Origin of the sequence: Pseudomonas sp. PvP028 (assembly GCF_017832255.1) — a bacterium.
GTDB classification, from domain to species: domain Bacteria; phylum Pseudomonadota; class Gammaproteobacteria; order Pseudomonadales; family Pseudomonadaceae; genus Aquipseudomonas; species Aquipseudomonas syringae.
The window spans coordinates 3,277,223-3,303,004 of sequence record NZ_JAFIBL010000001.1 but is presented as its reverse complement, the minus strand read 5'-3'; the positions used below and the strand labels follow the sequence as shown (position 1 = coordinate 3,303,004).

Annotated in this window: 18 protein-coding genes; all 18 read right to left on the bottom strand. The window is 58.8% G+C overall.

Going from position 1 to position 25,782, the window contains the following annotated elements; all coding sequences use genetic code 11:
* Nucleotides 1-8: 8 nt before the first annotated feature.
* The gene (gene fliG / locus JOE34_RS14645) at nucleotides 9-1,025 is read right to left on the bottom strand and encodes a flagellar motor switch protein FliG (protein ID WP_003316807.1); all 1,017 of its coding nucleotides are present in this window, start codon (nucleotides 1,023-1,025) and stop codon (nucleotides 9-11) included.
* Nucleotides 1,018-2,802 carry a flagellar basal-body MS-ring/collar protein FliF gene (gene fliF / locus JOE34_RS14640; RefSeq protein WP_024682836.1) on the bottom strand — a complete coding sequence of 595 codons (1,785 nt, stop codon included), beginning with the start codon at nucleotides 2,800-2,802 and terminating at the stop codon, nucleotides 1,018-1,020. Before fliF ends, fliG begins: the two co-directional genes overlap by 8 nt.
* A gap of 15 nt (nucleotides 2,803-2,817) precedes the next feature.
* Nucleotides 2,818-3,147 carry a flagellar hook-basal body complex protein FliE gene (gene fliE, locus JOE34_RS14635; protein ID WP_003344011.1) on the bottom strand — a complete coding sequence of 110 codons (330 nt, stop codon included), beginning with the start codon at nucleotides 3,145-3,147 and terminating at the stop codon, nucleotides 2,818-2,820.
* A gap of 242 nt (nucleotides 3,148-3,389) precedes the next feature.
* The gene (locus JOE34_RS14630; protein WP_122336114.1) at nucleotides 3,390-4,805 is read right to left on the bottom strand and encodes a sigma-54 dependent transcriptional regulator; all 1,416 of its coding nucleotides are present in this window, start codon (nucleotides 4,803-4,805) and stop codon (nucleotides 3,390-3,392) included.
* Complete coding sequence (locus JOE34_RS14625; RefSeq protein ID WP_010425388.1) at nucleotides 4,805-6,019, bottom strand: ATP-binding protein; 1,215 nt, start codon at nucleotides 6,017-6,019, stop codon at nucleotides 4,805-4,807. Before JOE34_RS14625 ends, JOE34_RS14630 begins: the two co-directional genes overlap by 1 nt.
* Nucleotides 6,020-6,141: 122 nt before the next feature.
* Nucleotides 6,142-7,617: a transcriptional regulator FleQ gene (gene fleQ, locus JOE34_RS14620; RefSeq protein ID WP_003422160.1), complete on the bottom strand. Its 1,476-nt coding sequence runs from the start codon at nucleotides 7,615-7,617 to the stop codon at nucleotides 6,142-6,144.
* Between the two features lie 179 nt (nucleotides 7,618-7,796).
* On the bottom strand, nucleotides 7,797-8,093 hold the full coding sequence (gene fliT / locus JOE34_RS14615) for a flagellar protein FliT (RefSeq protein ID WP_003391333.1): 297 nt from the start codon (nucleotides 8,091-8,093) through the stop codon (nucleotides 7,797-7,799).
* A 24-nt stretch (nucleotides 8,094-8,117) separates the two neighbouring features.
* The gene (gene fliS / locus JOE34_RS14610; protein WP_003316801.1) at nucleotides 8,118-8,507 is read right to left on the bottom strand and encodes a flagellar export chaperone FliS; all 390 of its coding nucleotides are present in this window, start codon (nucleotides 8,505-8,507) and stop codon (nucleotides 8,118-8,120) included.
* 123 nt (nucleotides 8,508-8,630) lie between these two features.
* Nucleotides 8,631-10,082: a flagellar filament capping protein FliD gene (gene fliD, locus JOE34_RS14605; protein ID WP_003422158.1), complete on the bottom strand. Its 1,452-nt coding sequence runs from the start codon at nucleotides 10,080-10,082 to the stop codon at nucleotides 8,631-8,633.
* 83 nt (nucleotides 10,083-10,165) lie between these two features.
* Complete coding sequence (locus tag JOE34_RS14600) at nucleotides 10,166-10,558, bottom strand: flagellar protein FlaG (RefSeq protein WP_003316799.1); 393 nt, start codon at nucleotides 10,556-10,558, stop codon at nucleotides 10,166-10,168.
* Nucleotides 10,559-10,630: 72 nt separating this feature from the next.
* Entirely contained in the window at nucleotides 10,631-11,479 is an 849-nt protein-coding gene (locus JOE34_RS14595) for a flagellin domain-containing protein (protein WP_003316798.1), read from the bottom strand.
* Between the two features lie 327 nt (nucleotides 11,480-11,806).
* Nucleotides 11,807-12,733: a ketoacyl-ACP synthase III gene (locus JOE34_RS14590; RefSeq protein ID WP_010425391.1), complete on the bottom strand. Its 927-nt coding sequence runs from the start codon at nucleotides 12,731-12,733 to the stop codon at nucleotides 11,807-11,809.
* A gap of 307 nt (nucleotides 12,734-13,040) precedes the next feature.
* Nucleotides 13,041-15,947, bottom strand: coding sequence for a TIGR00180 family glycosyltransferase (locus JOE34_RS14585; RefSeq protein WP_209996015.1), 2,907 nt, complete (start codon nucleotides 15,945-15,947; stop codon nucleotides 13,041-13,043).
* A gap of 114 nt (nucleotides 15,948-16,061) precedes the next feature.
* The gene (locus tag JOE34_RS14580; protein ID WP_046266340.1) at nucleotides 16,062-19,634 is read right to left on the bottom strand and encodes a glycosyltransferase; all 3,573 of its coding nucleotides are present in this window, start codon (nucleotides 19,632-19,634) and stop codon (nucleotides 16,062-16,064) included.
* Nucleotides 19,635-19,723: 89 nt separating this feature from the next.
* Complete coding sequence (locus JOE34_RS14575) at nucleotides 19,724-21,316, bottom strand: flagellar hook-associated protein 3 (protein WP_017279332.1); 1,593 nt, start codon at nucleotides 21,314-21,316, stop codon at nucleotides 19,724-19,726.
* A gap of 13 nt (nucleotides 21,317-21,329) precedes the next feature.
* Complete coding sequence (gene flgK / locus JOE34_RS14570) at nucleotides 21,330-23,390, bottom strand: flagellar hook-associated protein FlgK (RefSeq protein ID WP_003391318.1); 2,061 nt, start codon at nucleotides 23,388-23,390, stop codon at nucleotides 21,330-21,332.
* 10 nt (nucleotides 23,391-23,400) lie between these two features.
* A complete protein-coding gene (gene flgJ, locus JOE34_RS14565) occupies nucleotides 23,401-24,654 on the bottom strand; it encodes a flagellar assembly peptidoglycan hydrolase FlgJ (protein WP_024663992.1) in 1,254 nt (417 codons plus the stop codon).
* 10 nt (nucleotides 24,655-24,664) lie between these two features.
* The gene (locus tag JOE34_RS14560) at nucleotides 24,665-25,774 is read right to left on the bottom strand and encodes a flagellar basal body P-ring protein FlgI (RefSeq protein ID WP_003347335.1); all 1,110 of its coding nucleotides are present in this window, start codon (nucleotides 25,772-25,774) and stop codon (nucleotides 24,665-24,667) included.
* Nucleotides 25,775-25,782 lie beyond the last annotated feature (8 nt).

The window sequence follows — 25,782 nt, the reverse complement described above, 5'->3', positions numbered from 1 at the left end:
CTGAATCCTTAGATCATTTCCTCGCCACCCTTGCCACCGAGTACGATCTCGCCGGCCTCGGCCATACGACGCGCGATGGTGAGGATTTCTTTCTGGGCGGTTTCCACATCGCTGACACGCACCGGACCTTTTGCTTCCAGGTCGTCGCGCAGCAGCTCGGAGGCACGCTTGGACATGTTCTTGAAGATTTTTTCCTTGATCGCTTCGTCCGAGCCCTTGAGGGCCAGTACCAGCACGTCCGAGGATACTTCGCGCAGCAGCGCCTGGATACCGCGATCGTCCACATCGGAAAGATTGTTGAAGACGAACATGAGGTCTTCGATCTGCACCGACAGGTCTTCGTCGACCTCGCGGATCGAATCCATAAGTGAACCTTCGATCGAGCTGTCGAGGAAGTTCATGATATCGGCCGCACGCTTGATACCACCCAGTGTGGTACGCGACGTGTTGGCGTTACCGGAGAACTGCTTCTCGAGAATCTGGTTCAATTCCTTGAGAGCCGCTGGCTGTACGGTGTTGAGCGACGACACCCGCAGGATGATATCGAGGCGGACCTTGTGATCGAAATGCCCAAGCACCTCGCCCGCCTGATCGGCGTCGAGATAGGCGACCACGATGGCCTGAATCTGTGGGTGCTCGAAACGGATAACGTCGGCAACGGCACGCGGCTCCATCCACTTGAGGCTGTCCAGACCGCTGGTATTGCCACCCAGCAGGATCCGGTCGATCAGGCCGTTGGCCTTGTCCTCGCCCAGTGCCTGAGTCAGCATCTTGCGGATATAGCCATCGGAACCGACGCCAAGGCTGGTCTGATCGCCAACGATGTCGACGAACTCGCTCATGACCTCTTCGACCTGCTCGCGATGCACATTGCGCATCTGCGCCATCGCTACGCCCACCTTCTGGACTTCCTTGGGGCCCATGTGCCGGAGCACCTGAGCCGCATCGGTTTCGCCCAGCGAGAGCAACAGTACAGCCGCTTTTTCAACTTTGGAGAGTTTGGCTACCATGGCTCGTTCATTCATCAGTGTTGATCCACTCTTTCACAACCTGAGCCACACGGCCAGGATCCTCAGCCACCAAACTCTTGATTGCATTCAGCTGTGCGTCATAGCCTTCGGTCGGGCTCGGCAGCAGAATGCTCTGCGGGCCGCCCAGGCTTACACGATCGTTGGACAATTCGCCGTCCAGACCGCCCATGCCACCTAGCTCGGCGTCGCCACCGAAACCTGCCAGTTCCTTGCGCTTGCCGTTGGTGATGTTGTTCAACACCGGGCGCAGCACACCGAACACCAGAATCAGGATGAAGATCACGCCAACAGCCTGCTTGACGATGTCCCAGAACCAGGGTTGCGAATAGAACGACGCTTCAGGCAGCACTTCAGCGCGTTCGCTGGAGAACGGCACGTTGATCACGCTGACGCTGTCACCGCGGCTGGCGTCGAAACCGACGGCATCCTGCACCAGACGCGTGAAGCGCGCCAGATCCGCCGCGCTCCACGGAGCACGGCTGACTTCGCCATTGGCCGCGTTGGTCTTGACCATGTCGTCGACCACTACCGCGACCGAAAGACGGGTCAGACGGCCCTGCTGCTGCTTGGTGTGACTGATAGAACGGTCAAGCTCGAAGTTCTTGGTCGACTGCACGCGCTTGTCGGCCGGGTAAGGCGCCAACGCGGGCTGACCGGTTGCCGGGTCCATGATCTGCTGACCATTGGCATCCAGCAGGGGCTGGCCAGGCGCAATGGGGCCGGCAGCACCGGCGGCACCAGCACCTGCAGTCTGCGGAGCCGTCGCCGGGCCGGGCGGCTGGTTGCTCAGCGCCCCCGGAACGCCGCCCGAGCTTGAGCTGCTGGAACGTTGTTCATTGACCGACTGCTCGCTGCGCAAGGCAGGCTGGTCAGGGTTGAAGCTTTCGGCGGTCGATTCGACAGCGCTGAAATCAACCACCGCCGAGACCTCGGCCTTGTAGCGGTCATTACCCAGGATCGGCTGCAGGATGTTCTGCACACGCTGGGTCAGCATGCCTTCCATGCGCCGGCTGTAGTCAAACTGCTTGCCAGCCATGGTCAGCTCGGAGTTTTCCGCCTGATCAGAAAGCAGCGCGCCCTTCTGGTCGACGACGGTAATCTGCGACTTGCTCAATTCGGGAACGCTGGTGGCGACCAGATTGATAATGGCCAGCACCTGGCTCGGCTCCAGCGAGCGACCGGCGTACAGCTCGACCAGTACCGAGGCGCTTGGCTTACGGTCATCACGAACAAACACCGAGCTTTTCGGAATGGCCAGGTGCACGCGCGCACCCTTGACGTTGTTCAACGCAGAAATGGTACGCGCCAGTTCGCCTTCCAGCCCGCGACGATAACGCGTGGCTTCCATGAACTGGCTGGTGCCCAGGCCCTGATCCTTATCGAGGATTTCGAAGCCGATGTTGGCGTCGTTCTGTACCACGCCCGCCTGGGCCAGCTGGATGCGGGCACGCTGCACATCATCGGACTTGACCAGCAGCGCACCGGAGTTCGGCTCGACGGTGTAGTTGATGTTAGCTGCAGTCAGGGTGTCCATGATCTGCTTGCTGTCCATGCCCGCCAGACTGCCATAAAGCGGACGATAGTCAGGCTGTTGGGACCAGAGCACCACGGCAAAGCCGATGGCCACGCTCGCGGCAAGACCGACCATGAGGCCGATCTGCCGCAGCATGGTCATTTCGGAAAGATTTTCCAGAAAAGACATACCGAACAACGGTTTTCTTTCGGAAGCGCCCGCTCTTGCAGGAACGGTATCGGCAGCTGCTTCGGCCATGACTCAGTACGTCCCTTAAACCGGCATCTGCATGATGTCTTGGTAAGCTTGAACCAGCTTGTTACGTACCTGGGTCAACGCCTGAAAAGACACACTGGCTTTCTGCGACGAAATCATGACGTCGGTCAGATCCACGCCGCTCTTGCCGACTTCGAATGCATTGGCCAACTGGCTGGAAGCCTGCTGGGTCTGCGCGACCTTGTTGACGGCCTGACCAAGCATGTCAGCGAAGCTGCTGGCACCGGCTTCCTGCGCACCGGACACGGGCTTGGGCGCAGACATCGCATCCATCTGCATGGCCCGCATATCCAACATCAAGCGATTAAATTCAACACCTTGGCTCATGGACATATCTCTCGTAAGGCCCGCAAATTTTTGACACTGATTCAGCGGGTACAGAAGGTATAGCAACAACGATGCCAGCTAGATGGCGGCTATTTGCCACACCAGATAAGTGCATCATGTCACTTGACACGAGATCACGCCGAATCGCCCTTATTTACGGGGCGTCGGGTGTATTTCAGACTTGCATCACAGCAAAAATATTCAGTGACCGCCGATCGGGAACGGCAATCAGTGTGCTTCCTTCATGTGGCAAACAGATAGGCTTCCACATCCATTCCAGCGTCACGCATCTGCGCCAGCTTGTAACGCAATGTACGTGGGCTGATACCCAGGCGTTCCGCAGCCTCCTTGCGACGTCCCCGTTCAGAACGCAGGGTGTCGATGATCATTTGAAACTCATGACGCCTGAGGTCATCGCCCAGCGCGCCGGCAGATTCCGGACTAACGCCGGTCCCTGCGTTCTCCGCCACGGTAGTGACGGTCACAGCCGCTGCAGCCTCGGCGGGTGCGGCAACAGGCAAGCTGGTAACCGGCCCGGACAGACAGAAATCCTGCGCCTGAATCACCCCGCCCTGCTGCAGAATCAAGGCCCGCTGTACTGCGTTATCCAGTTCCCGCACATTCCCGGGCCATGGATAGCTCACCAGACACTGCTGCGCTTCTGCAGAAAGACGAACCGGCGCGTGCTTCATTTTATTGACGTGCTTGGCCAGAAGCCGCTCGGCCAACGGCAGAATATCGGCAGTCCTTTGACGCAACGCCTGCCATGCCAGTGGAAATACCGACAGGCGATAAAACAGATCCTCACGAAAGCGCCCCGCCGCTACTTCGCCCGCCAGATCGCGGTTGGTGGTCGCCACGACGCGAATGTCCAGAACGATCGGCTTGCGCGCCCCTACGCGCTCGACTTCGCGTTCCTGCAACACACGCAGCAATTTGGCTTGCAGCCCCAGCGGCATTTCGGAAATCTCGTCCAGCAGGATCGTCCCGCCGTCAGCCTGCTCGAACTTGCCGGCCTGCGCCGCAATGGCGCCGGTAAACGAACCCTTTTCATGACCGAATAACGTGGCTTCCAGCATGTTGTCCGGAATCGCTGCACAGTTGATCGCAATAAAAGGCTTATCGGCACGGGGCGAGTTTTGATGAATGAAACGCGCCAAAACCTCTTTACCAGTACCGGACTCGCCGGAGATCAACACGGTGGAGTCGCTTTTCGCCACGCGACTGGCCAGGTTCAGCAACTGGATACTGGCGGGCTCCACGGCAATCGGCCCGTCGCGCTCGGCAGGCTCCAGACGACCCAGTGCATGCCGCGCAACCAGTGCGATCAGCGCCTTGGGCTCGAAGGGTTTGACCAGGTAATCCGCAGCGCCCTGGCGCATGGCATCGACCGCACGCTCGACCGCGCCGTGCGCGGTCATCAGCAGCACCGGCAATTGCGGATGCCGGCTGCGCAACAGACTCAGCAATTGGTGCCCGTCCATGCCCGGCATGTTGACGTCACTGATCACCAGGCTGAAGGGCTGTGCGTCGGCGGCCACTAGCGCCTCTTCGGCAGAACCGACCGCCTGATAGTCATAACCGGCCAGCTCGAGGGTTTCCCCAAGCGCTTCCCGGAGCGAAAGATCATCCTCGACCAGCAGCACATTGATCGGCATCAGTTAGTACCTGTCGAACTGGAAGCCGGGATCAACGGCAGACTGATAATGGCGCAGGTACCACGGCCGACCCGCGACAAATAATGCACGCGTCCCTGATGCGCACGCGACACCGCCGTCACCACAGCCAGACCAAGCCCTGTGCCGGTGGTCTTGGTCGTAAAGAATGGCTCACCGATGCGCGCCAGCCCAGCCTTGTCAATGCCGCTGCCGTTATCGCTGAAGCAGATCCGCAGCTCATTGCCGCGACTGTAGGCGTGGACTTTCAGCAGCGTCCGGCCGGCGCTGGCCTGGACGGCGTTTTCAATCAGATTGAGCAGTGCGCCGACCAATGTGTCGCGATTGCACAGCAGCTCGCCATCGATGCTGTCGCACTGCCAGCGCACCGCTACGCCCTGAACATGCGTCGCAGCAGCATTTTGCAGCGCCTGAAACAGAGCTCCGGGGGTTAGCCGATCCGTCAGCGGCAGCTCGCCCCGGGCGAATACCAGCATGTCGCGAACCTGATGCTCCAGCTCATGCAAACGATCCTTGAGCCGCGCGGCGAAACGTTGCTGGGTTTCTACCGGCAGTTCCCGCTCGGTCAAGTGGCTGGCGTAAATCATCGCAGCGGACAACGGTGTACGAATCTGATGCGCCAGAGAAGCGACCATACGCCCCAGTGAAGACAGGCGCTCGTGACGGGCCAGCTGCTCCTGAAGATGACGGGTTTCGGTCAGGTCATTGATCAATACCAGCTGCCCCGGCTCGGCATCCAGCGAACGCGTGGCAATAGAGAGCCTGCGACCGTCCTTGAGCGAGACTTCGTGACCATCGTCCTCACGGGGTGCAAAGCAGCGGCTGATCACATGACGCCAGAGCATGCCCAGCAGCGGCTGCCCGAGCAGATCGATGGCAGCGGGATTGGCCTCTCGCACGACGCCCATGCCATCAATAACGATGACGCCACCAGGCAACAGATCAAGCAGATTCTGCAGGCGGTTGGCCAGGCGTTCTTTTTCCGCCAGTTCCTGAAGACGCTGGGCGCCGGCATGCGCCAGTTCGCCCTTGAGTTCGGTAACACGCGCTTCAAGCACGCCGTAGGAATTGGTCAGTTGCGCCGACATTTGATTGAACAGCGAGAATGCCTGCTCAAGCCCCTGACGACTTTCCAGTTCCGGGGAGTACTGAGCCTGAACAGATAGGGCGGAAGTCAGTTGGGCGGCCTGGGACATGATTCATCTCTCTCGTGGCGAACCGTCAGTAAACGGTGTGTTAAGAGAGACTTAGCAATCCCCGTGCCTAAAAAAAACCCCTGAAAAATCAGGGGCTTGGTTTTTGGCACAAAAAACCGGCGTCAATCATCTGCCTGTTCATCGCCCTCACGACGACTCATACCGTACTTGCGCATCTTCTCGACCAGCGTGGTCCGACGAATGCGCAGGCGCTCCGCAGCGCGGGCAACGATACCGTTGGCATCGTCGAGTGCCTGCTGAATCAGGCCCTGCTCAAGACCACCGAGGTAGTCTTTCAGATCGAGCCCTTCAGGCGGCAGCATCGCGCCTGAAGCGAAGTTCGGCGTATTGCTGTTGATCGCCACACGCTCTTCGATCTCGCTGCGCATGCTGTCGACCATCTGCTCGTCTTCGTCGTCGACGTAGCGAAACTTCTTTGGCAGCTCGGCCACACCAATCACACCATACGGATGCATGATCGCCATGCGCTCGACCAGGTTGGCCAGCTCACGGACGTTGCCCGGCCAGGCATGGCGACACAGCGACATGATGGCTGCGGAGTTGAAGCGAATCGAACCGCGCTTCTCGTGCTCCATACGCGAAATCAATTCGTTCATGAGCAGCGGGATGTCTTCGACACGCTCGCGCAACGGCGCCATTTCGATCGGGAACACATTGAGACGGTAGTAAAGGTCTTCGCGGAAGCTGCCCAGCTCGATCATGGTCTCGAGATTCTTGTGCGTCGCAGCGATGATGCGCACATCAATGCTCTGCGTCTTGTTGCTGCCCACACGCTCGAACGTGCGCTCCTGCAGGACGCGCAGCAGCTTGACCTGCATAGGCAGCGGCATGTCGCCGATTTCGTCGAGGAACAATGTGCCGCCGTTGGCCAGCTCGAAACGGCCGGCACGGCTGGTGATCGCGCCGGTAAACGCGCCCTTCTCATGTCCGAACAGCTCGCTTTCGAGCAGTTCGGCCGGAATGGCACCGCAGTTGACCGGCACGAACGGCGCATCACGACGCTTGGAGTGGTAATGCAGATTACGCGCAACCACTTCCTTGCCGGTCCCCGACTCACCAAGAATCAGTACGCTGGCATCGGTGTCGGCGACCTGCTGCATCATCTGCCGCACGTGCTGAATCGCACGGCTGGTACCTACCAGACTGCGGAACAGGTTCGGTTCACGATGACGGCCGCGCTCGCGGGCCTGGTCGTACATCTCGCGATAGACCTGGGCACGGTGCAGCGAATCGAGCAGCTTGCTGTAGCTGGGCGGCATTTCGAGGGCAGAGAGGACTCGCCTGCGCAAATCCTCGGGCAATTCGACAGAGGAATTTTCGCTCATCAGCAGCACCGGAAGGAACTCATCCCATGCCGCGATGGTCTTAAGGAGCCCCTGCAGGCTGCCCGGTGCATTTACGCTACCGACAAGTACGCACAGTACTTCTCGTGGAGACGCCAGAGAGCCGACTACCTGCTGCCAGTCCTGAGTGGAACAGGAGAGATTTTCTTCGCCAAGAAAATTCAGGATAACCGCCAGATCCCGGCGGCGCTGGCTATCGTCATCGATTAGCAGAATCTTGATTTCACGCCACATGCAATAGCAACTTCCCTAGTCAACTCAATGCCCATGATTGGGGGGGCAGCTTGGCTTTCTCAGCTGTATAAACCTTGAGACGCCAGAAAATAGTAAACATCACTAGTTAAGTCAAAAAAACGGACACAGTCAAATTTATGGCGAAATTCTTGTCGAACAATAAAAATGACAATTAAACATTAACCAAACAGATGGTATACCTTCGTCGCGCTCTTCGCATTCTGGATTTGAGTCATTTCTTCGACAACCGCTTGACGCTCGCCGGTTGCAACATCAATCAGTTGCCTGTAGACACCCAATAACTCCTCAAGGTTGCTGCGCAGTGCAGGTTCGTCGTCGGGCGCTTCGCCGACCACCGCGTCGACGCACTCGCGACATGCCAGGTCCAGCTTGACGATAGCCTCCCAGTCACGATCAGCCAGCGCGCCTACCAAGGCTTCGCGGGTTTCTTCGATACGCTTGAGCGCAGCACTCATTATTGTTCTCCTCAGGCCAGCAGATTATTGCAGGGTGCCGATAGCGTCCCAGCCTTCCTTGACGGTGATCAACAGGCCGGCGACTTCATCGAGCATCTTCTGATCATTACGGGCGTTGGCTTCCGCCAGACGCGTCATCATGTAGTGATAGAGGCTGTCCTGCCTGACCAGCGCATCGCTGGGCGAGTTTTCCAGATCCAGCCCCTCACGCAGGCCGCCCACGATGTCGATGGCCTTGCTGATGAGCACGCCCTTGCTGGCGATATCCCTGCGCGCCATGGCGCCCTTGGCCTGAGCAATGCGGTCGAGGCCACCTTCCATCAACATTTGAACCAGACGATGAGGACTGGCCTCCGAGGTCTGAGCCTGGGAGCCGATCTTCTGATACTGCCGCAACGCTAACATCGGATTCATAATGGGCCTCGTAACAAATCCAGAATACTGATACTCAAGCTATCGACGCAGTGCGCAGAAACTTTAGCCCAAAAGCAAGAACCCGACACAGCGTCGGGTTCCTGGTACTTCTGCACTGTTGTTTTACGAGGCGTTTTTCTGCGCGTTCATCGCTTCAAAAATAGAAGTAATGCTTGAAGCCGTTGCCTTTAACTGCCCGACGACCAGGTCCATTGCGTTGTATTTCTTGGTGAGGGTTGCCGTCAATGTCGTAATACGACGGTTGAGCGCCTCCTGATCATTGGCCAGTCGCGTCTGCACCTTATTAAGACTGGTGGTCTTGCCAGCCAGAACGCCATCGGCTTTCGTATACGGCTCAAGCGCAGTGTTCATGCGTGCGATCAAGCCACCCGAGCTGGTGCCGTCAGCATTGGTCACACCGGTGAACATCGCCTGAATCTGGCTGCCCAGCTTCTTGTCGCTCAGCGCTGTTGTGAGTTCGGTAGTGCTCAACGTCAACTTGCCGTCAGACTGTTGAGTCTTGATCCCCAACTGCGACAGGGAACTCAAGCCGGCATTCGACGTAGCCGTGGCAATCTGGTCACGTATCGTTGCCAGCAGCGCACGCGGCGTGGAATCGCCGGTCAACGCGGCGGCCGTGTATTTACCCTGACTGTCGACAGTGCCCTTGGTCAACGACGACACCAGAGAAACCAGTGTGTTGTAGGAGTCGACGAACGACTGCAATGACGTTTTCAGACCATCGGTATTAGTGGCTACCGTGACCTTGGTCGATGCCGAAGGATCAGCAGAAGCGCTGGGCGCGACCAGCTCGAATGTCAGACCGGAAATCGCCGTGCTCACGGTATTGGTCTTGCTGGTCAGACTCAAGCCATCGACCGTGAATGCGGCGTCCTTGGCGACATCGGTAATCGCACCGGCGCCAGTACCCGAGGCACTCATCAACTTGGTGCCATCAATGTTAAGTGCTTCCTGGCCGGAAGACCCCGTCACCGAAATGTCACTGCCCTTGCCGGTGGTCGTCGAACTGAACACCAGCCTGGAACCGTTGTTGTCGTTGATAATGTTGGCAGTGATGCCTTTACCCTGCAGCGTCGAGTTGACCTTGTCGCGCACTTCCTGCAGCGTCGAGGTCTTGTCGATCGCCACGTTGTAATCAGTGCCATTTTGAGTGATTTTCAGAGTACCACTCGGAATAGCACTCGCCTGCGTCGAGCTCAGCGCGGCGGTAGCCACCTTCGAAGGCGTTGCCAGCTGGCTAATGTTGATCGCGTAGGTGCCGTTGACTGCCGTGTTGCCCGCTGTGGCCTTGACCACCGCTTCATTGGAAGACGTAGCAGCAAAGCCCTGAAAGGCAGGCGTGGTGGAACTGGCAAGGGTGTCCAGTGTTTTCTGGAACGCAGCCAGTGCAGACGTCAACTGACTGACACCCGACAGCGATGCAGTCGTTGAGGCACTTTGCTTGTCGATCTGGTTTTGCTTGGGCGTCTTCTCGGCGTCGACAAGAACCGTCACGATATTGCCGATCGCCAGGCCCGAACCCAAGCCTGTTGAAGCTGAAATTGGACTTGCCATGTTACTTCTCCCTTCAAGAATGCCGCCGGCTTTCCTGCGCTTTCAAAGCACCGGGCAACCTGCAACAAATACCGTACCGGTGTTCAAGCCTTGGCGCGAAACAACAAACTGTTCGCATCACTCAGGCTATCGGCCAGCTTCAGGATTTCTGCATTAGGAATCTGTCTTACCACTTCACCCGAGTCGCTGGCAATGACCTTGACAATGACTTTGCCAGAATCTTCGTCAATCGAAAACTCGAGATTGCGCTTTACCTCGTGAAAGAACTTCTGGATGTCCTCAGCGGCTGCCTTGACTTTGGCATCGTCCTTGGAATCATCCTTGTGCAGACCGGAGCCTTTACTTTCGGCCGTTGCGGCAACGCGCTCGACGGGCGCCTTATCAGCAGGCTTGTCAACCGACGCATCCGGCACAGGGGCCTGACTCACCGGTAGAACGGCCGGATAAGTCACGTTCAACTTCACACTCATATCCATGACCATTACCTCAGAAAGTAAAAAAGCGAGAGAGCACTGTTAAGTACTCCCCCGCTAAAACTCACGCCGCTATTACTGAAGCAGTTTCAGTACTGCGGATGGCAGCTGGTTAGCCTGAGCCAGAACAGAGGTGGAAGCCTGTTGCAGGGTCTGTTGCTTGGTCAGCTGTGCAGTTTCAGCAGCGAAGTCGGTATCCTGGATACGACCCAGTGCAGCACTGGCGTTTTCGTTGATGTTCTGCAGGTTGGAGATGGTGCTGGTCAGACGGTTTTGTGCAGCACCGAGATCAGAACGCGTGTTGTTGATGGTCTGCAGAGCCGAGTCGATAGCGGCCATTGCAGCAGAGAAGTTGGTCTCTGCAGCAGCACTGTCGGAACCGACGATGGTGATTGCCGAACCGACACCCAGGGTGTTTGCGTCAAAGCTGGCGCTCAGAGTCAGAGTGATCTGGTTCGAGGCGCCGGAGTTGGAGCCAACCTGGAAAGTCATGGTGCTGGCAGAACCGTCGATCAGGTTTTTGCCGTTCAGGTTGGTACTGTTGGCGATACGGGTCAGTTCCGAACTCATCTGAGTGAATTCTTTGTTCAGCGCAACGCGGTCAGTAGCGCTGTTGCTGTCGTTTCGCGACTGAACAGCCAGTTCACGCATACGTTGCAGAATGTTGGTCGACTCTTGCAGCGCGCCTTCAGCGGTCTGAGCAATGGACATACCGTCGTTGGCGTTTTTGATCGCCATGGTCTGACCTTTGATCTGCGAGTTGATCTTGGTGGCGATGTTCAGGCCAGCAGCGTCGTCTTTGGCGCTGTTGATTTTCAGACCGGAAGACAGACGAGTCATCGAGGTCGAAAGGGCGTCGGAAGCGCGACCCAGGTTCTTCTGGACGTTCAACGATGCTACGTTGGTGTTTACTGTTAAAGCCATGATGAATTCCTCGTTGGTTTGGTACTACGTGGCTTCCGGCCCCTGCAAGCGCCGGGTGTGCCTAGAGAACCTTCGTAATAGTTATCGTCGCGATGGCAGGTTGCTTGAGTGTTTTTTTTTAATATTTTGCCATCACCGTGACACCCCTTATAAAACAAGGGTTTGGGGCAAAATCACACGACGAAAAAGAGAGGAATTGATGACAGTGAGAAACAGGGTGAGGCAAGCGTGTTGCGTAGCGAAGTTCAAAATGTGACGGAGATCACAGTTTAATTTAAAAACGCCCGGGGAGTTATCCGCAGGCGTTCTTTGTAAGACGAGTCGAACTCAGTCTTTATAGATAATTGCAGAGCCCCAGGAAAGTCCCACACCAAAGCCACTCAAGGCGACCCGCTTCCACGAAGAGCCAAGCACATGCTTTTCGATCAGCAACGGAATACTGGAGGACACGGTGTTGCCGGTTTCGACCATGTCCTTGAGAAACTTCTCAGGCTTGTCCTCGAAGCGCCGCGCGACCGCATCGACGATCGCGGCACTGCCCTGATGAATACAGAAGGCATCGATATCGTCTGGAGTCAGATCCGACTCGGCCAATAGCTCATGCAGATGCGCCGGCACTTTCAACAGTGCGAAGTTGAACACCTGACGACCGTTCATGAAGAAAATGCCGTTACTGACCTTCAGATGTGGCGCACCGGAACCATCGGTACCGAACTTCGCCTTGCCCAGCTGCCATTCGGCACCCTCGCCCATCCAGGTGGCTGTCGCCGCGTCACCGAACAGCATGGTGGTGTTGCGGTCTTCCTGATCGACAATTTTCGAATACGGATCGGCAGTGATCAACAGGCCATTTTTCAAGCCTGCCGCCTCCATGAAGCCCTTGATCGCATAAATGCCGTACACATAGCCGGAACAGCCCAGCGATATGTCGAATGCAGCGACGTTGGTCGACAGCCCCAGCTTGTCCTGAACGATGGCTGCGGTATGCGGCAGCCCTTCCTCGTCGCCATTCTGGGTGACGACGATCAGCACATCGATGCTTTCGCGCTTGAGCTGCGGGTTATTGGCAAACAGCGTGTTGGCTGCCTCAACGCACAGATCCGAGGTTTCCTGGCCGGCGTCTTTGCGCGGCAGGAAGGTGGAGCCGATTTTCCCAAGGATGAATTCTTCATCCTTGCCGAATCTGGCGCCTTGAGCGTAGTTATCAACACCTGCAACAGGCACGTAACTCGCTATGCTTTTAATGCCAATCATCATGGCTTCCCGATGAGTAAACAGGTCATTTTTCGTCCCGACGAAATCGGGGCGCTACCGAATAGGGGTGATTTACGGACATTTTCAGGGCGCTTGGCAGGTTAAAGCAAGTCAGGCGCATGTCGCTCCCTGTAAAACAATACAGTGGAGATGCACTTTATGACCCGCAGGTCACTCCCGTGTGCATGCTTTAGGATAATTTGCGTCGAGGGAACATGCACTTGATGCTTGCCGGCAGCTTCCTGCGAAGAAGCCTTCAAAGTGACGAACCGGCCGCGAAGCAGCCGGTTTTACGGGGGTGAACGACTCAAACGGCCAGAGTGAAGCCTTTGCCGTGGAGATCCAGATTGACGTTGTAGGCTTCATCCTGCGCGAACTGCGCTGACCACTTGTCCATCAATGCTTCGCGCGCCTGCTGCGGGGCATGCAGCACACCGGAATGCACCACCTGCACATGCGGCGTCCATACGGTCAGGTAGCCGGCTTGCGCAGCCTTGAGGCACAGGTCGACATCGCCCAGCGCTTCGGCGAATGCCTCCTCATCAAGACCACCCACTGTGTTGTACAGCTCCTTGGCAATCATCAGGCAGGCCGATGACACGGCAGAGTAGTTCTGCTCGACCACCAGACGCTGCATGTAGCCGGTGGCGGTCTTGGGCTCACCGACAAACCCCGAACCCACACCGCCATTCAGACCCAGCACCAGACCGGCCTGAGTCACTGCGCCTTCGCCATCCACCAGCTTGGCGCCTACCACACCCACTTCCGGGCGCTGCGCCTGGTTGAGCAGTGATTCGATCCAGCCGACATTGACGATCTGACTTTCGGCATCCAGCAGGATCAGGTATTCGCCACCGGCTTCCTGGCTGATCAGATTGCGCAGGGTCGCGGGACTCATGCGCTGTTCGGTACGGAACACCCGCACCCGACCCGACACCTGCTCCTGCCGGTCAAGCCAGGTCGACAGTTCGGCAGAAGTGCTGGCGTTGTCACCGATCAGCACTTCATAACGCTGATAGCGGGTGCGTTGCAGAATGCTTTGCAGGCAGCGCTGCAATTCGGGGAGGTTGTCCTGGCTGTGCAGCAGGATCGAAACCACCGGCCGGTGGGCGTGGCGATAATCGATCTTGTAGGTGCCAGGCTGCGCCGAGCTGACTTCAGCCTGATAACCGCGCTTGCCAAGGTGGCGCTTGAGCGCTTTCTGTTCGTCCGGATTGTCTTTCAGCTCGGGCGCATCACAGATCAGCAGCGGCTCGCTCAGATGGGCCAGGCCACTCATGCCGCCCTGCTCGATCAAGCGCAGCAACAGATCGAATTCCAGCGCCTCGGGAAACTCGCGCGAGTAACCACCCGCCTCGACCAGCAACTCGCGACGCACCAGCCAGTGACGAGCCATCAATGCTGGCAGGCTTTGCAGCAGATCAAGGTTGAAACCAGGGCGAAACACCGGGGCCAGCGTGCCATTGGCTTGACGCTGAACCTCATCCACTGCAACAGCCCGGCACTGCGTCGCATCGATCAGCTCGGCGCTGGCCAGCAGCAGACCGCTGCGGGTGAACTCTTCGCCGGCCTGCGCTAGCATCAGCCAGTCGCTGGGCGACTGTTTGACGACCTGATTAATCTTGTCGACGTAATTGCTTTCGGTGACTTTCACAAAGTGCAGGGTATCGTGCAGCGTGGTCACTGCTGGCAATTCCCCGGTGGTGAACACCACCACCCTGAAGGCCTTGTAATGACTGTTGATCAGGCTGTCGAACGTGGACTGCAGCTTGAATACGTCAGCCTCCAGGTCCAGCAACAGGATACCGATCTGCGACCCGGCGGGTTTGCTGGCGAGCTTGTCGCTGATCTGCTTGAGGGCCTCAGGCGCCGGATCGCGCGAATCGAGCCAGTTGAGCAGTTGACCGGAAGCCATGCCATCGAGCAGCCGACCATTGTCGAAAGCGGATGCCGCCTGCAGACGCTGGCTCCACGCCGAAACCTGTTCGATCTGCTTTTCGCTGTCCTTGCCTTTGCCGCTGATCAATTCCGCGATCAGGCTCTTCACGACGCCCAGGTTGAAAGCGTAGGTTTCGTAGGCGTACCACAAGCGGCTGATGCGCGCCTCGGCGTCCGGGTTGCTCTGCTCGCGCAACAACTCGGCCTGCTTGAGCAGCGCCGCTTCCACCCCTTCCAGCTGCAGACGGCCCGCCGGCATCAGATGGATGAGGAATTCGATTCTGGCCAGTTCATCGAAGAGTGCCTGGTTGTAAAACGGCATTTCGACGAACTGGCGAGGCTCGAAGAGCGCGTCCGATTGCTCAAGGCCGACATTCCACACCGCGCTGATGATTTTCTCATCGCCCTGGAAGCCCTGAGTCTTGAGGCACTCGCCCATGGCGGCAAGACCGGCCTGAATCTTCTGTTCGCCCTGCGCGCCGTCGAAGCCCGCGCCTTCACCGAGCAGCGCGGCGAGTTTTTTGGCGAACGCATCGCGGGCTGCCCTGGCTTTGGGATCAGTGTGCCTGACGGCTGCGGCAATGGCCGCGCCATGGCGCAGCTCGGCCTGCTTGCCCGAGGTGAAATGCAGCGCATGAGGGACTGGCAGGATGCGCAGGCGAGCCGCCGCAACCAGATAGTTCATGTGGCCGATTTCCTGCCAATGCGGCTCGGTGTCATCGGTAACCGAGGTGAACCACTGCTGCGCCAGCTCCGTACGCGTCACTGCGCTGAGCAGCGACAGGCTTTCGCTCATGAAACTCAGAACCCGCTCACCCGCGTCATCCGAGGCATAGTCTTCGCAGGTTTTGCGATCGCGACGGAAATAGTCCACCTGACCGACCTGCGCCTGATAGCTCAGGCTGTAGCCCTGACAGGCGCCGTAGGTCGGGTTGGCCTCAAGAAAGCTCAGCGCTGCGCTCAGTGCATCAGGCAGCAAAAAACTGTCGACAGGAGCCTGAACCACGAAGGGGGTGGTCACCTGCTTGAGCCCCTCGGCGACCCTGACGCCAAGGCTGGCACTGGCCAGCGCGTCACTGTGCAGGTAATGCAGGCCGGCTGTGCCGGCAATCTCCGCATCAGGCTGGGCTGACGCATCGACCACTATGAGGGTGCACGGAAACTGGCTGTAATACTTCAAGGCGCGGCGCAGGAAGTCTGGCTGGTCCCTGGCCATCAACAGCAGGGTCAGACGCTGATTCAAAGCGGTGTGTTCATTTCCCGAATGGCTTTGCATGATCTTTCCTTATAACGAATCGATTGCGCCTTCAACCGCAGCGGGCGTTGAAGCAAGAGCGTAGCGTGACCGTGCCAGCGGACAACCCGCTGGTGCGTGTTCAAACGGATCGGATCAGTCCGGCAACCAGCCGTTGGCCCAATACTGCAGGTTTTCGCCGCGCAACATGAAGTCACGCAGTACTGTCTCGCGCAACTCGTCGCCCATGCGGTAGCTGGCATTGGGGTCGGACAAGTGCATGCGGATCGCCTGCAACCATTCTTCCGAGCTGTTGGTGTACACCCGGGTCGCCGGCAGATGGCCGCGATACGCCTCGGTGTCGGAACAGATCACCGGATAGCCGCAGGCGCCGTACTCCAGCAACCTGAGGTTGCTTTTGCAGTCATTGAAAATATGGAATTCCAGCGGTGCCAAGGCCAGATCAAGGTTCAGGCTGGCGAGCTTGGCCGGGTAGGTTTTCAGGCTGACCCCTGGATGGAACTCATGGATGTAGGGCTTGAGCAGATCCGGGCACATGCCGAAGAACACCCACTCGACTTCATCAGCCAGTTCGCGCACCACATCGGCAATCAGCTCCAGGTCCCCCCGATGGCTGGTGCCGCCGCCCCAGCCGATTCGCGGCTTGTCCGAGCTGCGACGCTGGGTCCGGAGGTTACTCCACAAGTGGGTCGCCAGCATGTTCGGCACGACGCGAATGTCGCTGTGCATGCTCGACAGCGCCTCGGCCAGCGGGTGAGTCGATACCACCACACGGTCACACAGGCCTATGCCCTTGCGCAGCATGGCGCCAATGTTGTCCGGCATGTTGCGCTTGTGCTCGTTGCGCTCGGGGACATCGGCGATGTAGTCATCGAGCTCGAAAATACGCATGGCACTGGAGTAGTTCTTCGCCAGCTCGATGTCCGGAACCTTGGCTTCTGTGTAACGGCCCTGGAAAACGATGACATCCGGCGACTGGCGCTCTATTTCGACCGGTGTTGCGGTCTCGTAAGTCATTCGGCCAACCACCCGCCCGGCCGCCATCAACTCCAGCAGTGGCTGGCTGACCCGGTAGTGCCCCACCGCCGAGGAGTTGACCGCCATACCGAAAATGGACGGCAGATGCCGGGTGCAGAACGGGCTCCAGCCCGCCAGCAGACCAGGGTCCAGAGTGAACGACAGCGCCTCGTTGAGGTACAGGTTGGGGTTGTAGGCCTGATCCCTGGCCATCTTCGGCAGCCACTTCTGGAAGAATGATTTCTGCTCGTTGTCGAGTACCTGACGAGACGTCTCGTTACGTTCGGCGGCAGCAGGCTCGGCCAGTACCAGCGATGAATCCGGGGTACCGACGATCAGGTAACCCTCGTGCCCGACGCGCATGCACAGGTCCAGATCCTGCAGCCCCTGCGTGAAGGTCGCCGCCTCCAGTGCGCCGACGGCGTCGAACACCTCCTTGCGCACCATCAGGCAATTGCCGCTGACCGCACTCCAGTTCTGGGTCAATTGCAGGCGCTGCATGTAGCCACTGGCACCTGCAGGGAAATTGATGAACGGCCGACCGGCCAGGCCATCCATGCCCATGACCATGCCTGCGTACAGAATATTGCCTTGTGGATTGAGGATACGTGGACCGACGATCCCGACCTCGGGGCGCTGGGCATGGTGCATCAGCCCCTGCAGCCAGTCCGCCTGATGGATCAGGGCATAGGCGCTGAGCATCAGCAGATAATCGCCACGCGCCTGACCGGCGGCATGATTCTGGGCGGCTGCCTCGCTGCCTGCTGCGGACAGGGAAAAAATCCGCAACTTGTCGCTGCCCAGCTCACTCATCGCCGTGAACCATGCCCGCGCTTCGGCGCTTTCGCTGGCGTTGTCGACGATCAGGACTTCGTAATTCGGGTAGGTGGTGTTGCTGAGCAAACTGTCTATGCAGCGCTCCAGGGCGCCCAGTTGATCCCTGGCGGTGATGATGATCGAGACCAGAGGCTGCGACGGGTGAACGTACTCGATGCGATTGAGCAACGGCAACTGATCGTGATGAATCACGTGTTCTCTGCCGATCCGTGACAGGTGGGCTGCAACCAGAGGCTCGCTGTGCTTGATGACACTAGGCAGTGACAGCCAGTCAGCGAATGCCAGACGCGACTCGACCTGCACTTCGGCGATGTGCTCGATGCTCTGTGGCCCGGCCCCTTCGACCAGACGCCAGATCACATCGTGCGGGGCGAGTTCATCGAAGGCCGGATCGAAACCGCCCATGTCGAGCAGATTTCGACGTTCGAACGCCAGCGTGCGCCCGACATAAGGGTAGGCACGCAGCAGGTCCAGGTTGAAGCCGGGTTTGAAAATCGGCTCTCTGGACTCGTCCTCGACCAGCGCGCCTTCGTCGCTGTAGACACACAGCAGCCCGGGGATCTGGGCGATACGCTCGGCCAGAATCAACAACGCTGGCTGCGTCAACCGGTCACCGGCGCGCAACAGGTAGACCCAGTCGGCACTGTCCAGCAATGGCAATACTTCGTTCAGTTGCCGAGCCCAGTCCGGCTGCAGAGAAAAACGCAACACCTGCGGATCGTCGACACTGGCGTTGGTCAGCACCACCACCGAGTCTGCGGCATAGTCCTGTTCGGCCAGGCTGCGCAAGGTGATATCGAGGGCCTCGGCATCGCCATCCGCATCGATGATCACCGGCACGATACGTGGCTGCCAGGCCCAACTGACGATGCGCTGTTCCAGCAGTTTTTTTTGCGGCTCGGAAAACCGGCGGCAGGACAGCCATTCGGCGTAAAGCTCTGCATAGCTGTCACTGCTGCTGCCAACGCGGCTCATCATGATGCCCTGGCGACCAGCCATCACCCCGTAAAGGCCGACCTCATCCCACTCGCGCGGCTCTTCGTGCGCGCGGCGCAGAGGCAGAAAACGCACCCAGCCCTGAGCCGGTGCGTCTTCGCCGCTACGCGCCTTGAGCATTTCGTTCAGCCAGCCCCATTCGGTGGTGGCTTTCTGGTGCATATCGCCCTGACTGCTGAAGCGCCCCGGATGCAGGCGTTCGGTGCTCTGGATACTGTGCAGCACCACCAGATTGCCGCGTCGCAGCAGGCAGATAAACAGCGTGAAATCCAGCAGCGCGACGAAACCTTGCGGCAGCGCAATGGACGGCAGGTACTCCTGGACATCGGCGCGACGCATCAGCGCACCACTGAAACCGCCCAGATAATTGCGCGGCGTGCGCTCGAAAATCGCCAGCATGTCCTCGCCCTTGAACACGGCGTCGTAGGGCACGAGGCCGACGTTTTCCATGCGGGCCGGCAAGACATAATCATCGACATCCACCAGATGGCGCTTGCTGACGACGAGTTGGACGTCCTTGTAGGCATCAAGGGTTTGCGCCTGATACGCAATGCAGTAGTTATAGAGGCGGTCGTCGTCACAGAGAAACTTGATGTACTCGCCGCTCGCCTGCTCCAGCCCCTTGAGCAGGTTGCCCTGAAACCCCAGGCGCTGAGGATTGCGCAGGTAACGGGCCCGGTCGCTGTCGGGAGCCACCAGTTCGTCGAAAATCGCCTTGATCTCGTCGCTACGGCAATCATCACAGACGATGATTTCGAGATTGTCGTAGACCTGGTCCAGCGCACTTTGCAGCGCTGCGCGGAAAAAACGCGGATTGAAGGAGGGAATGACAATACTGACGAGAGGGACTGAATTCACTATGACTGACTCGCGAGCGGCTGGGGACCCATCAGTCGAGTGGCCTCCCTCACCGCTGAAAAAAGACGGCGGATGCTCAACGTCAGAACTCAAAGCTGACTGAACAGGTTCAACTTGGATAGCATGGTAAACACCTGCTGAGAAGCGTCCAGCATGGTTTTCTGCAATGTCAGGCGGGTGGTCGCCTCGACGATATCGGCGTTTACGTAAGTGCCTTGCTCAGTGGTGTTGTTACCTTTGAGCAGATCGTTGGTCGTGCCTTGGGCGGTTGCCGCCAGCTGACGCGCGCCGCCGCTGGAACGTGCCGTAGAGGCCTGTTCGATGGCACTGCTCATGTTGCCCAGTGCAGAGTTCAGCGCCGCCGTCATATTCTGCGAAGCTACCAGGTTGCCATCGGTGGGCGTCGACAGGGCTTTGATCGCCGCTGTCAGCGTATTCAGGATGTTCTCGGTCTGGTGTGTGCCGGATTCGACGATGAATTGGTCGCCGGCAGCCGGTGTGCCGCTGATATTGAAGTTCACCCCTGAAGCATTGGCCGTCGAACCGGTCATGGTGCCGCTGGACACTGGCTTGCTGCTGCTGGTCAATGGCGCAGCATACAAGTCGTAATCGGTCGGACTGGTGAACTTGAGGATCGCGCCTTCTGTCGGGAAGGTATTGTTGAACGCGGCCCGGTCCGCAGCGGTATTGCCCACGGCAGAGCTGCTGACGGTCGCCGTTGACGTATTGCCGGCGCTGCGCGCGGTGGAAACACTGTCCGGTGTCGATGCCAGCTGGTAGCTGCGATTGGTCAGCGCCGCATCGGCGGTAGCGTCCGAGACCCGGTCAGCGGCTGGCAGGTTGACGTTGAGGGTCATTTCCACGCCGCGGAAGGTGAACGTCTGGGCATCGAACGAGCCGTGGGAAAACTTGCCACCCGACGACGTATCGGAACTCACGTCAGTGCCACTGGCGTCAGTGATCTTGAACTGCGTGCCGCTGAGAAAGGTCAGCGTGTACGGCTCGCCGCCCTGGTAGCTGGCGTTATAGGTCGGAGTGGACGTCACCAGACCACCGCTGAGGCCGATCTTGCCGTCATCGGTTGCAGGCGAAAGCAGCGTGGCAGACGTACGGGTGGTGTTGACCGACTGCTCGAAGGCCTCGAAACCTGTGGTATTGCTGGCCATTACCAGGCCGTCGCCCACCGCCAGATTGACGCTGGTCTGGTCGCCCTTGTAGCTGTAAGAGCCGTCAGCGTTCTGCGCGTACGGTGGCGTCGACGCCTTGGAACCAGAAAATATGTACTGACCATTCGGGTCCTGGCTATTCATCAAGCCCAGAATCTGGCTCTGGTACTGCTTGAGCGCCGAAGCCTTGGCGAGACGGTCGGAGTCGGTAAAGGCGCCACTGCCCGCCGAGACGATCTGCTCACGCGCAGCCTGCATCGTGTCGATGATGCTGGTCAGGGTCGTTTCGGTAGTCACAACGTTGGTATTGATCGTGCCGATATTGGTTTCGTACTGGGTCAGCATGGAGTTCTGCTGGGCCAGTTGCAGTACGCGCGCCGCACCCACCGGATCATCGCCCGCGGTATTGAGCTTGATGCCGCTGGAGACCTCTTCGCTGGTCTTGTTCAGGTTCGAATAGTTACGCTGATAATTGGTGTTCGTGGATTCGAAGAACTGGGTAGTCGAGATACGCATGGCTCACGATTCCTTAAAGACTGTTGATCAGCGTGCTGAAAATGGTTTGTGCCGCCTTGATGATCTGCGAAGAGGCGGTGTAGTACTGCTGGTACTTGATCAGGTTGGACGCTTCTTCGTCGAGCGATACACCCGAGACCGAATCACGCGACGACTTGGCCTGGCTGACCACGGCCGCAGTGGCGGTCACATCGTTCTTGCTCTGGCTGGCCAACGTACCTACCACAGATACCGTACTTGCATACGCACCGGACAGGCTGGTGCCCACACCACCGTTGATGACGCCGACAGTCTTGGCGGTCTGCAGACCTGCCACCGCCAACGCATTGCGGTTATCGGACGAGCCACCACCGGTCATGCCAATGCTGAACGTGTCATTGGCAACCGGCGAGCCGGAGATAGTCATTTGCAGTTCAAAAGCGGTTTTGCTGCTTGGCGTCGTCGTAGTGTCAGTGTAGCCAACGTTCAACTTGACCGTGTTGGCCTGGCCCTGAATGATCGAACCGCCGACGGCGTTGCCATTCTGGTCAAGCACCGCACCGCCACTCGCATTGATCAGGGTGTAGCTCTGCACGCCGCTGCTATTCGCAGCACCCATCACCAGTTTCATCGGGGTGGAGGATTTGAGCGCATTACGCAGGTCAGCGGTCTGGGTGCTGTCGTATATATTGGACTTGGTGTTCAGCACCGGCTGAGTGAAGCCACCGGTGCCGGAGTTGCTGCTACCCGCCGTTGCCGTCAGGGGCGCCGCAGCTGCAATGTCCTTGGCATCGGTCAGCGCCACCGAAATCCCCGCCGCGCCAGTGCGTGTCGGGATGACCTTGAAACTGTCACCGGCTGCCAGCGTGTTGCCATTGAGGCTCACACTGAAGCCTTCGAACTGCTTGGGCGGATTGTCAGCCAGCGAACCGGCCCCCACGCTCTCGCCGTTGGGCAGGCGGCGCACGCTGAAATTCGATGAGTCGCTGAACGTCACTTCATAATCGTTGGCGGTCAGCTTGCTGGTGTCGCCGATCGTCACGTTGAGGTTGCCGGAGCCGACACTGTTGGTGGTTTTGCCGATGCTGCGCTGGGTAATGGCATCCGCACTGTTGATGCTGGAGTACAGGTTCGAACCAAAGTTACCCTTGCTGTCGATACCCTGATTCATCTGGCTGTTGACCTGATCGGACAGCACCATCGCGGTACGGCCCAATTCATTGGTCGCGGGCACCAGCACTTCGTTGCGATAACGCAACAGACCACCGATCGAGCCACCCGTGAGCACCGAGGTCACATCCGTCTGGGTCTGGCCGTAGGCAACCTGCACGTTGTACTGCAACGGATCGGACGGGCTCGGGCTGGCCGACATCTTGTAGGACGTGCCGCCACTGACCAGTGATTGTCCGGTGCCGGTATAGATGTCGAAGTTGCCGTTGTTCTCGACAACCTTCACACCGACCAGCTCGTTGAGCTTACGAACCGCCTCGCTGCGCGAATCGAGCAAGGTGTTCGGCGTGGCGTTGCCCGCCGACGCTTGTGTAATCTGCTTGTTCAGGCTCGCCAGGGTGGTGGTCAGTTCGTTGACCTGCTTGGTGAACGTGTCGAGCTGCGTGTTGACGTTGTCGTTCTGCGTGGACAACTGCGACGACACCGAGTTGAAGCGTGCGCTCAACGCGCCAGCCTGGGTCAGGAACGACGAGCGTTCGGCCGACTGCGTGGCGCTGGTGGCGATGCCCTGCATCTTGGTGAAGAAGTCCGCCAGCTGCACGGAGATCCCCGTCGCACTGTCGGACAGCAATGTATCGGTCTTGCTGGCCTGACCGGAATAAGCCACTGCATCCGCGCTGAGGGCGGTGCTCGATTGCAATTGGGTGTCCAGATAGCCGTTGTAGATGCGACGTACGTCGGACAGCGTAGTGCCGGTACCGATGTAGCCTACACCCTGACCAAGAGCGATCTGCGCCGACGCCGTGGTCAGCACCTGCTGACGCGAGTAACCAGCGGTATCCACGTTGGCCGTGTTGTTACCGATGGTGTTGATCGCGGCACTGCTGGCATTGATACCTGAGAGCCCAATTGAAATCAGCGACATGAGTCAAACCTTATAAAGTCGTGGAAGAGCCCGCTGCAGCGGCGTAAGTCTGGTAACTCTTCATCTGCTTCGCAATCTGCGAAATCTTGCTGGCATAGTCCGGGTCAGTGGCGTAGCCGGCCTTCTGCAATTCTTTTACAAACTGTTCCGGTTTATCGGCCGAATTGACCACTTCTTTATACCGGCTGTTGTTCTGCAACAGACTGACCAGGTCGTGGAAGCTGTCGGCGTAGGAATCGTAGGAACGGAAGTCCGCCGTTTCCTTGACCATCTTGCCGTCGCGGAACTCGCTGGTGATCGCGCGTGCTTCGGCACCCTTCCAGCTGCCCGCCGCCTTGATGCCGAACAGGTTGTGACTGCTGCTGCCGTCCTGCTGACGCATGATCGATTTGCCCCAACCGGTTTCCAGTGCCGCCTGCGCCACCAGCATGACCGGGTCGACGCCGATTCGTGCTGCGGCTTCCTTGGCCAGTGGCAGCATGGTTTCGACGAACTGGTCGGCGTTGCTGAACGCACGCTTGGCCGGTGCCAGCGGTGGCTGGGCCATGGAGCGCACGTACTCCGGCGCGGGTGCCAGGTTCGGATCAAGAGTCCAGTCGCCGTTGTTGCCTGTGCTGCCGGCTGTCGCGCGAGCAGGTACCGGGCTGTTGCTGACCGCCGCTGTAGCGGAAGGCACGATGCCAGCCAGCAGGCGATCGGTGAGCTTGGCGGGCAAGGACAGACGACGCGAGTTGAGCATCGCCATGTCATTGCGCCCTTCTCCGGACGCCGATGCCGCAGCCGCCGCCTGATCGGCAGCCACCGAGCGTGTGGCCCACAACGGACGCTGGTAGACACTGGTCGCCAGGCCGGTCTTGGCCGGCGCAGCGTCGATAGCGGCCGTTGCAGCCTTGGCGGCGTCGGTCGTATTGATCGGCGCGGCGTGGTTTATCCCCTTGTCTTTCGACAATTGGCGCATCAGCACGTCCTGCAAGCCGATACCGTTGCCACGGGTGGACAGCGTGACCGCCAGTTGCTGGTCATACATATCCTGATACTGCCGCGTGGCCGGGGTGTTCATCGGATTGTCCTTGGCCAGCACTTCGTTGGCCGAGCGCATGGCCTTGAGCATCTGGCTGACGAACAGCGACTCGAACTCGCGGGCCACTTTCTTCTGGTTTTCCACACTGTCCTTGTCGCCATGCTTCAGCGACGCCAGACGGTTGACGTCGGTATAGGCACCCGAATCGACCGCCGACGAAATTCCGCTCTTGGGCATATCCATGCTCGAATCCTCAGATCACGATCAGGTCGGCTTGCAACGCGCCGGCCTGCTTAAGGGCTTCGAGAATGGCCATCAGGTCACCGGGCGCAGCGCCCACCTGATTGACCGCGCGAACGATCTCATCCAGCGTCGTGCCTGGACCGAACTTGAACATCGGGTGCAACTCCTGCTGGGCATTGACCCGCGAGCGTGGCACGACCGCAGTCTGACCACCGGACAATGCGCCCGGCTGGCTGACGATCGGGTCTTCGGTGATGGTCACGGTCAGGCTGCCGTGGGTCACGGCAGCAGGCGACACCTTGACGTTCTGGCCGATGACGATGGTGCCGGTCCGCGAATTGATGATGACCTTGGCAGCGGTCTGGCCCGGATCGACTTCCAGGTTTTCCAGAATCGACAGGTAGTCGACACGCTGGCCCGGATCAAGCGGCGCGGTCACACGCACCGAACCACCGTCCAGCGCCTGAGCGACGCCCGGGCCCAGCAATTCGTTGATCTTGTCGACAACCCGCTTGGCAGTGGTGAAGTCGGAGCGATTCAGGTTCAGGGTCAGGGTATTGCCCTGATTGAAACCGCTCGGCACCGAACGCTCGACCGACGCTCCGCCAGGAATGCGCCCCGACGACGGAACGTTGACAGTGATTTTCGAGCCGTCACGGCCTTCCGCGTCGAAACCGCCGACCACCAGGTTGCCCTGAGCGATGGCGTAGACGTTACCGTCGACACCTTTCATCGGTGTCATCAACAGCGCACCGCCGCGCAGGCTTTTGGAGTTACCGATCGAGGAAACGGTGATATCGACCGTCTGGCCTGGCTTGGCAAATGCTGGCAAATCTGCGTACACCGCAACTGCTGCAACGTTTTTCAACTGTACGGTGCCAGAACCGGCCGGGACCTTGATGCCGAACTGCGACAGCATGTTGTTGAAGGTCTGCAGGGTGAACGGGGTCTGGGTGGTCTGGTCACCTGTACCGTTGAGACCGACGACCAGACCGTAACCGATCAACTGGTTGGCCCGCACGCCGGAGATGCTCGCGATGTCCTTCAGACGCTCGGCGTGGACGCCGAACGCTGTGGACAACAACAAGGTCGCCGCTATCAGTTGCTTGAGCTTGATCATGTTTATCC

Excerpts from the sequence above, each read along its gene's own strand:
- fliS (WP_003316801.1), bottom strand. The coding sequence starts at position 8,507 with ATGAATCCGATGTTAGCGTTGCGGCAGTATCAGAAGATCGGCTCCCAG.
- fliF (WP_024682836.1), bottom strand. The coding sequence starts at position 2,802 with ATGGCCGAAGCAGCTGCCGATACCGTTCCTGCAAGAGCGGGCGCTTCC.
- JOE34_RS14585 (WP_209996015.1), bottom strand. The coding sequence starts at position 15,947 with ATGCAAAGCCATTCGGGAAATGAACACACCGCTTTGAATCAGCGTCTG.
- fleQ (WP_003422160.1), bottom strand. The coding sequence starts at position 7,617 with ATGTGGCGTGAAATCAAGATTCTGCTAATCGATGACGATAGCCAGCGC.
- JOE34_RS14625 (WP_010425388.1), bottom strand. The coding sequence starts at position 6,019 with ATGTCCCAGGCCGCCCAACTGACTTCCGCCCTATCTGTTCAGGCTCAG.
- JOE34_RS14595 (WP_003316798.1), bottom strand. The coding sequence starts at position 11,479 with ATGGCTTTAACAGTAAACACCAACGTAGCATCGTTGAACGTCCAGAAG.
- flgJ (WP_024663992.1), bottom strand. The coding sequence starts at position 24,654 with ATGGATATGCCCAAGAGCGGAATTTCGTCGGCGGTCGATTCGGGTGCC.
- fliT (WP_003391333.1), bottom strand. The coding sequence starts at position 8,093 with ATGAGTGCTGCGCTCAAGCGTATCGAAGAAACCCGCGAAGCCTTGGTA.
- flgK (WP_003391318.1), bottom strand. The coding sequence starts at position 23,390 with ATGTCGCTGATTTCAATTGGGCTCTCAGGTATCAATGCCAGCAGTGCC.
- fliE (WP_003344011.1), bottom strand. The coding sequence starts at position 3,147 with ATGAGCCAAGGTGTTGAATTTAATCGCTTGATGTTGGATATGCGGGCC.
- JOE34_RS14630 (WP_122336114.1), bottom strand. The coding sequence starts at position 4,805 with ATGCCGATCAATGTGCTGCTGGTCGAGGATGATCTTTCGCTCCGGGAA.
- fliG (WP_003316807.1), bottom strand. The coding sequence starts at position 1,025 with ATGAATGAACGAGCCATGGTAGCCAAACTCTCCAAAGTTGAAAAAGCG.
- JOE34_RS14560 (WP_003347335.1), bottom strand. The coding sequence starts at position 25,774 with ATGATCAAGCTCAAGCAACTGATAGCGGCGACCTTGTTGTTGTCCACA.
- JOE34_RS14600 (WP_003316799.1), bottom strand. The coding sequence starts at position 10,558 with ATGGATATGAGTGTGAAGTTGAACGTGACTTATCCGGCCGTTCTACCG.
- JOE34_RS14590 (WP_010425391.1), bottom strand. The coding sequence starts at position 12,733 with ATGATTGGCATTAAAAGCATAGCGAGTTACGTGCCTGTTGCAGGTGTT.
- JOE34_RS14575 (WP_017279332.1), bottom strand. The coding sequence starts at position 21,316 with ATGCGTATCTCGACTACCCAGTTCTTCGAATCCACGAACACCAATTAT.
- fliD (WP_003422158.1), bottom strand. The coding sequence starts at position 10,082 with ATGGCAAGTCCAATTTCAGCTTCAACAGGCTTGGGTTCGGGCCTGGCG.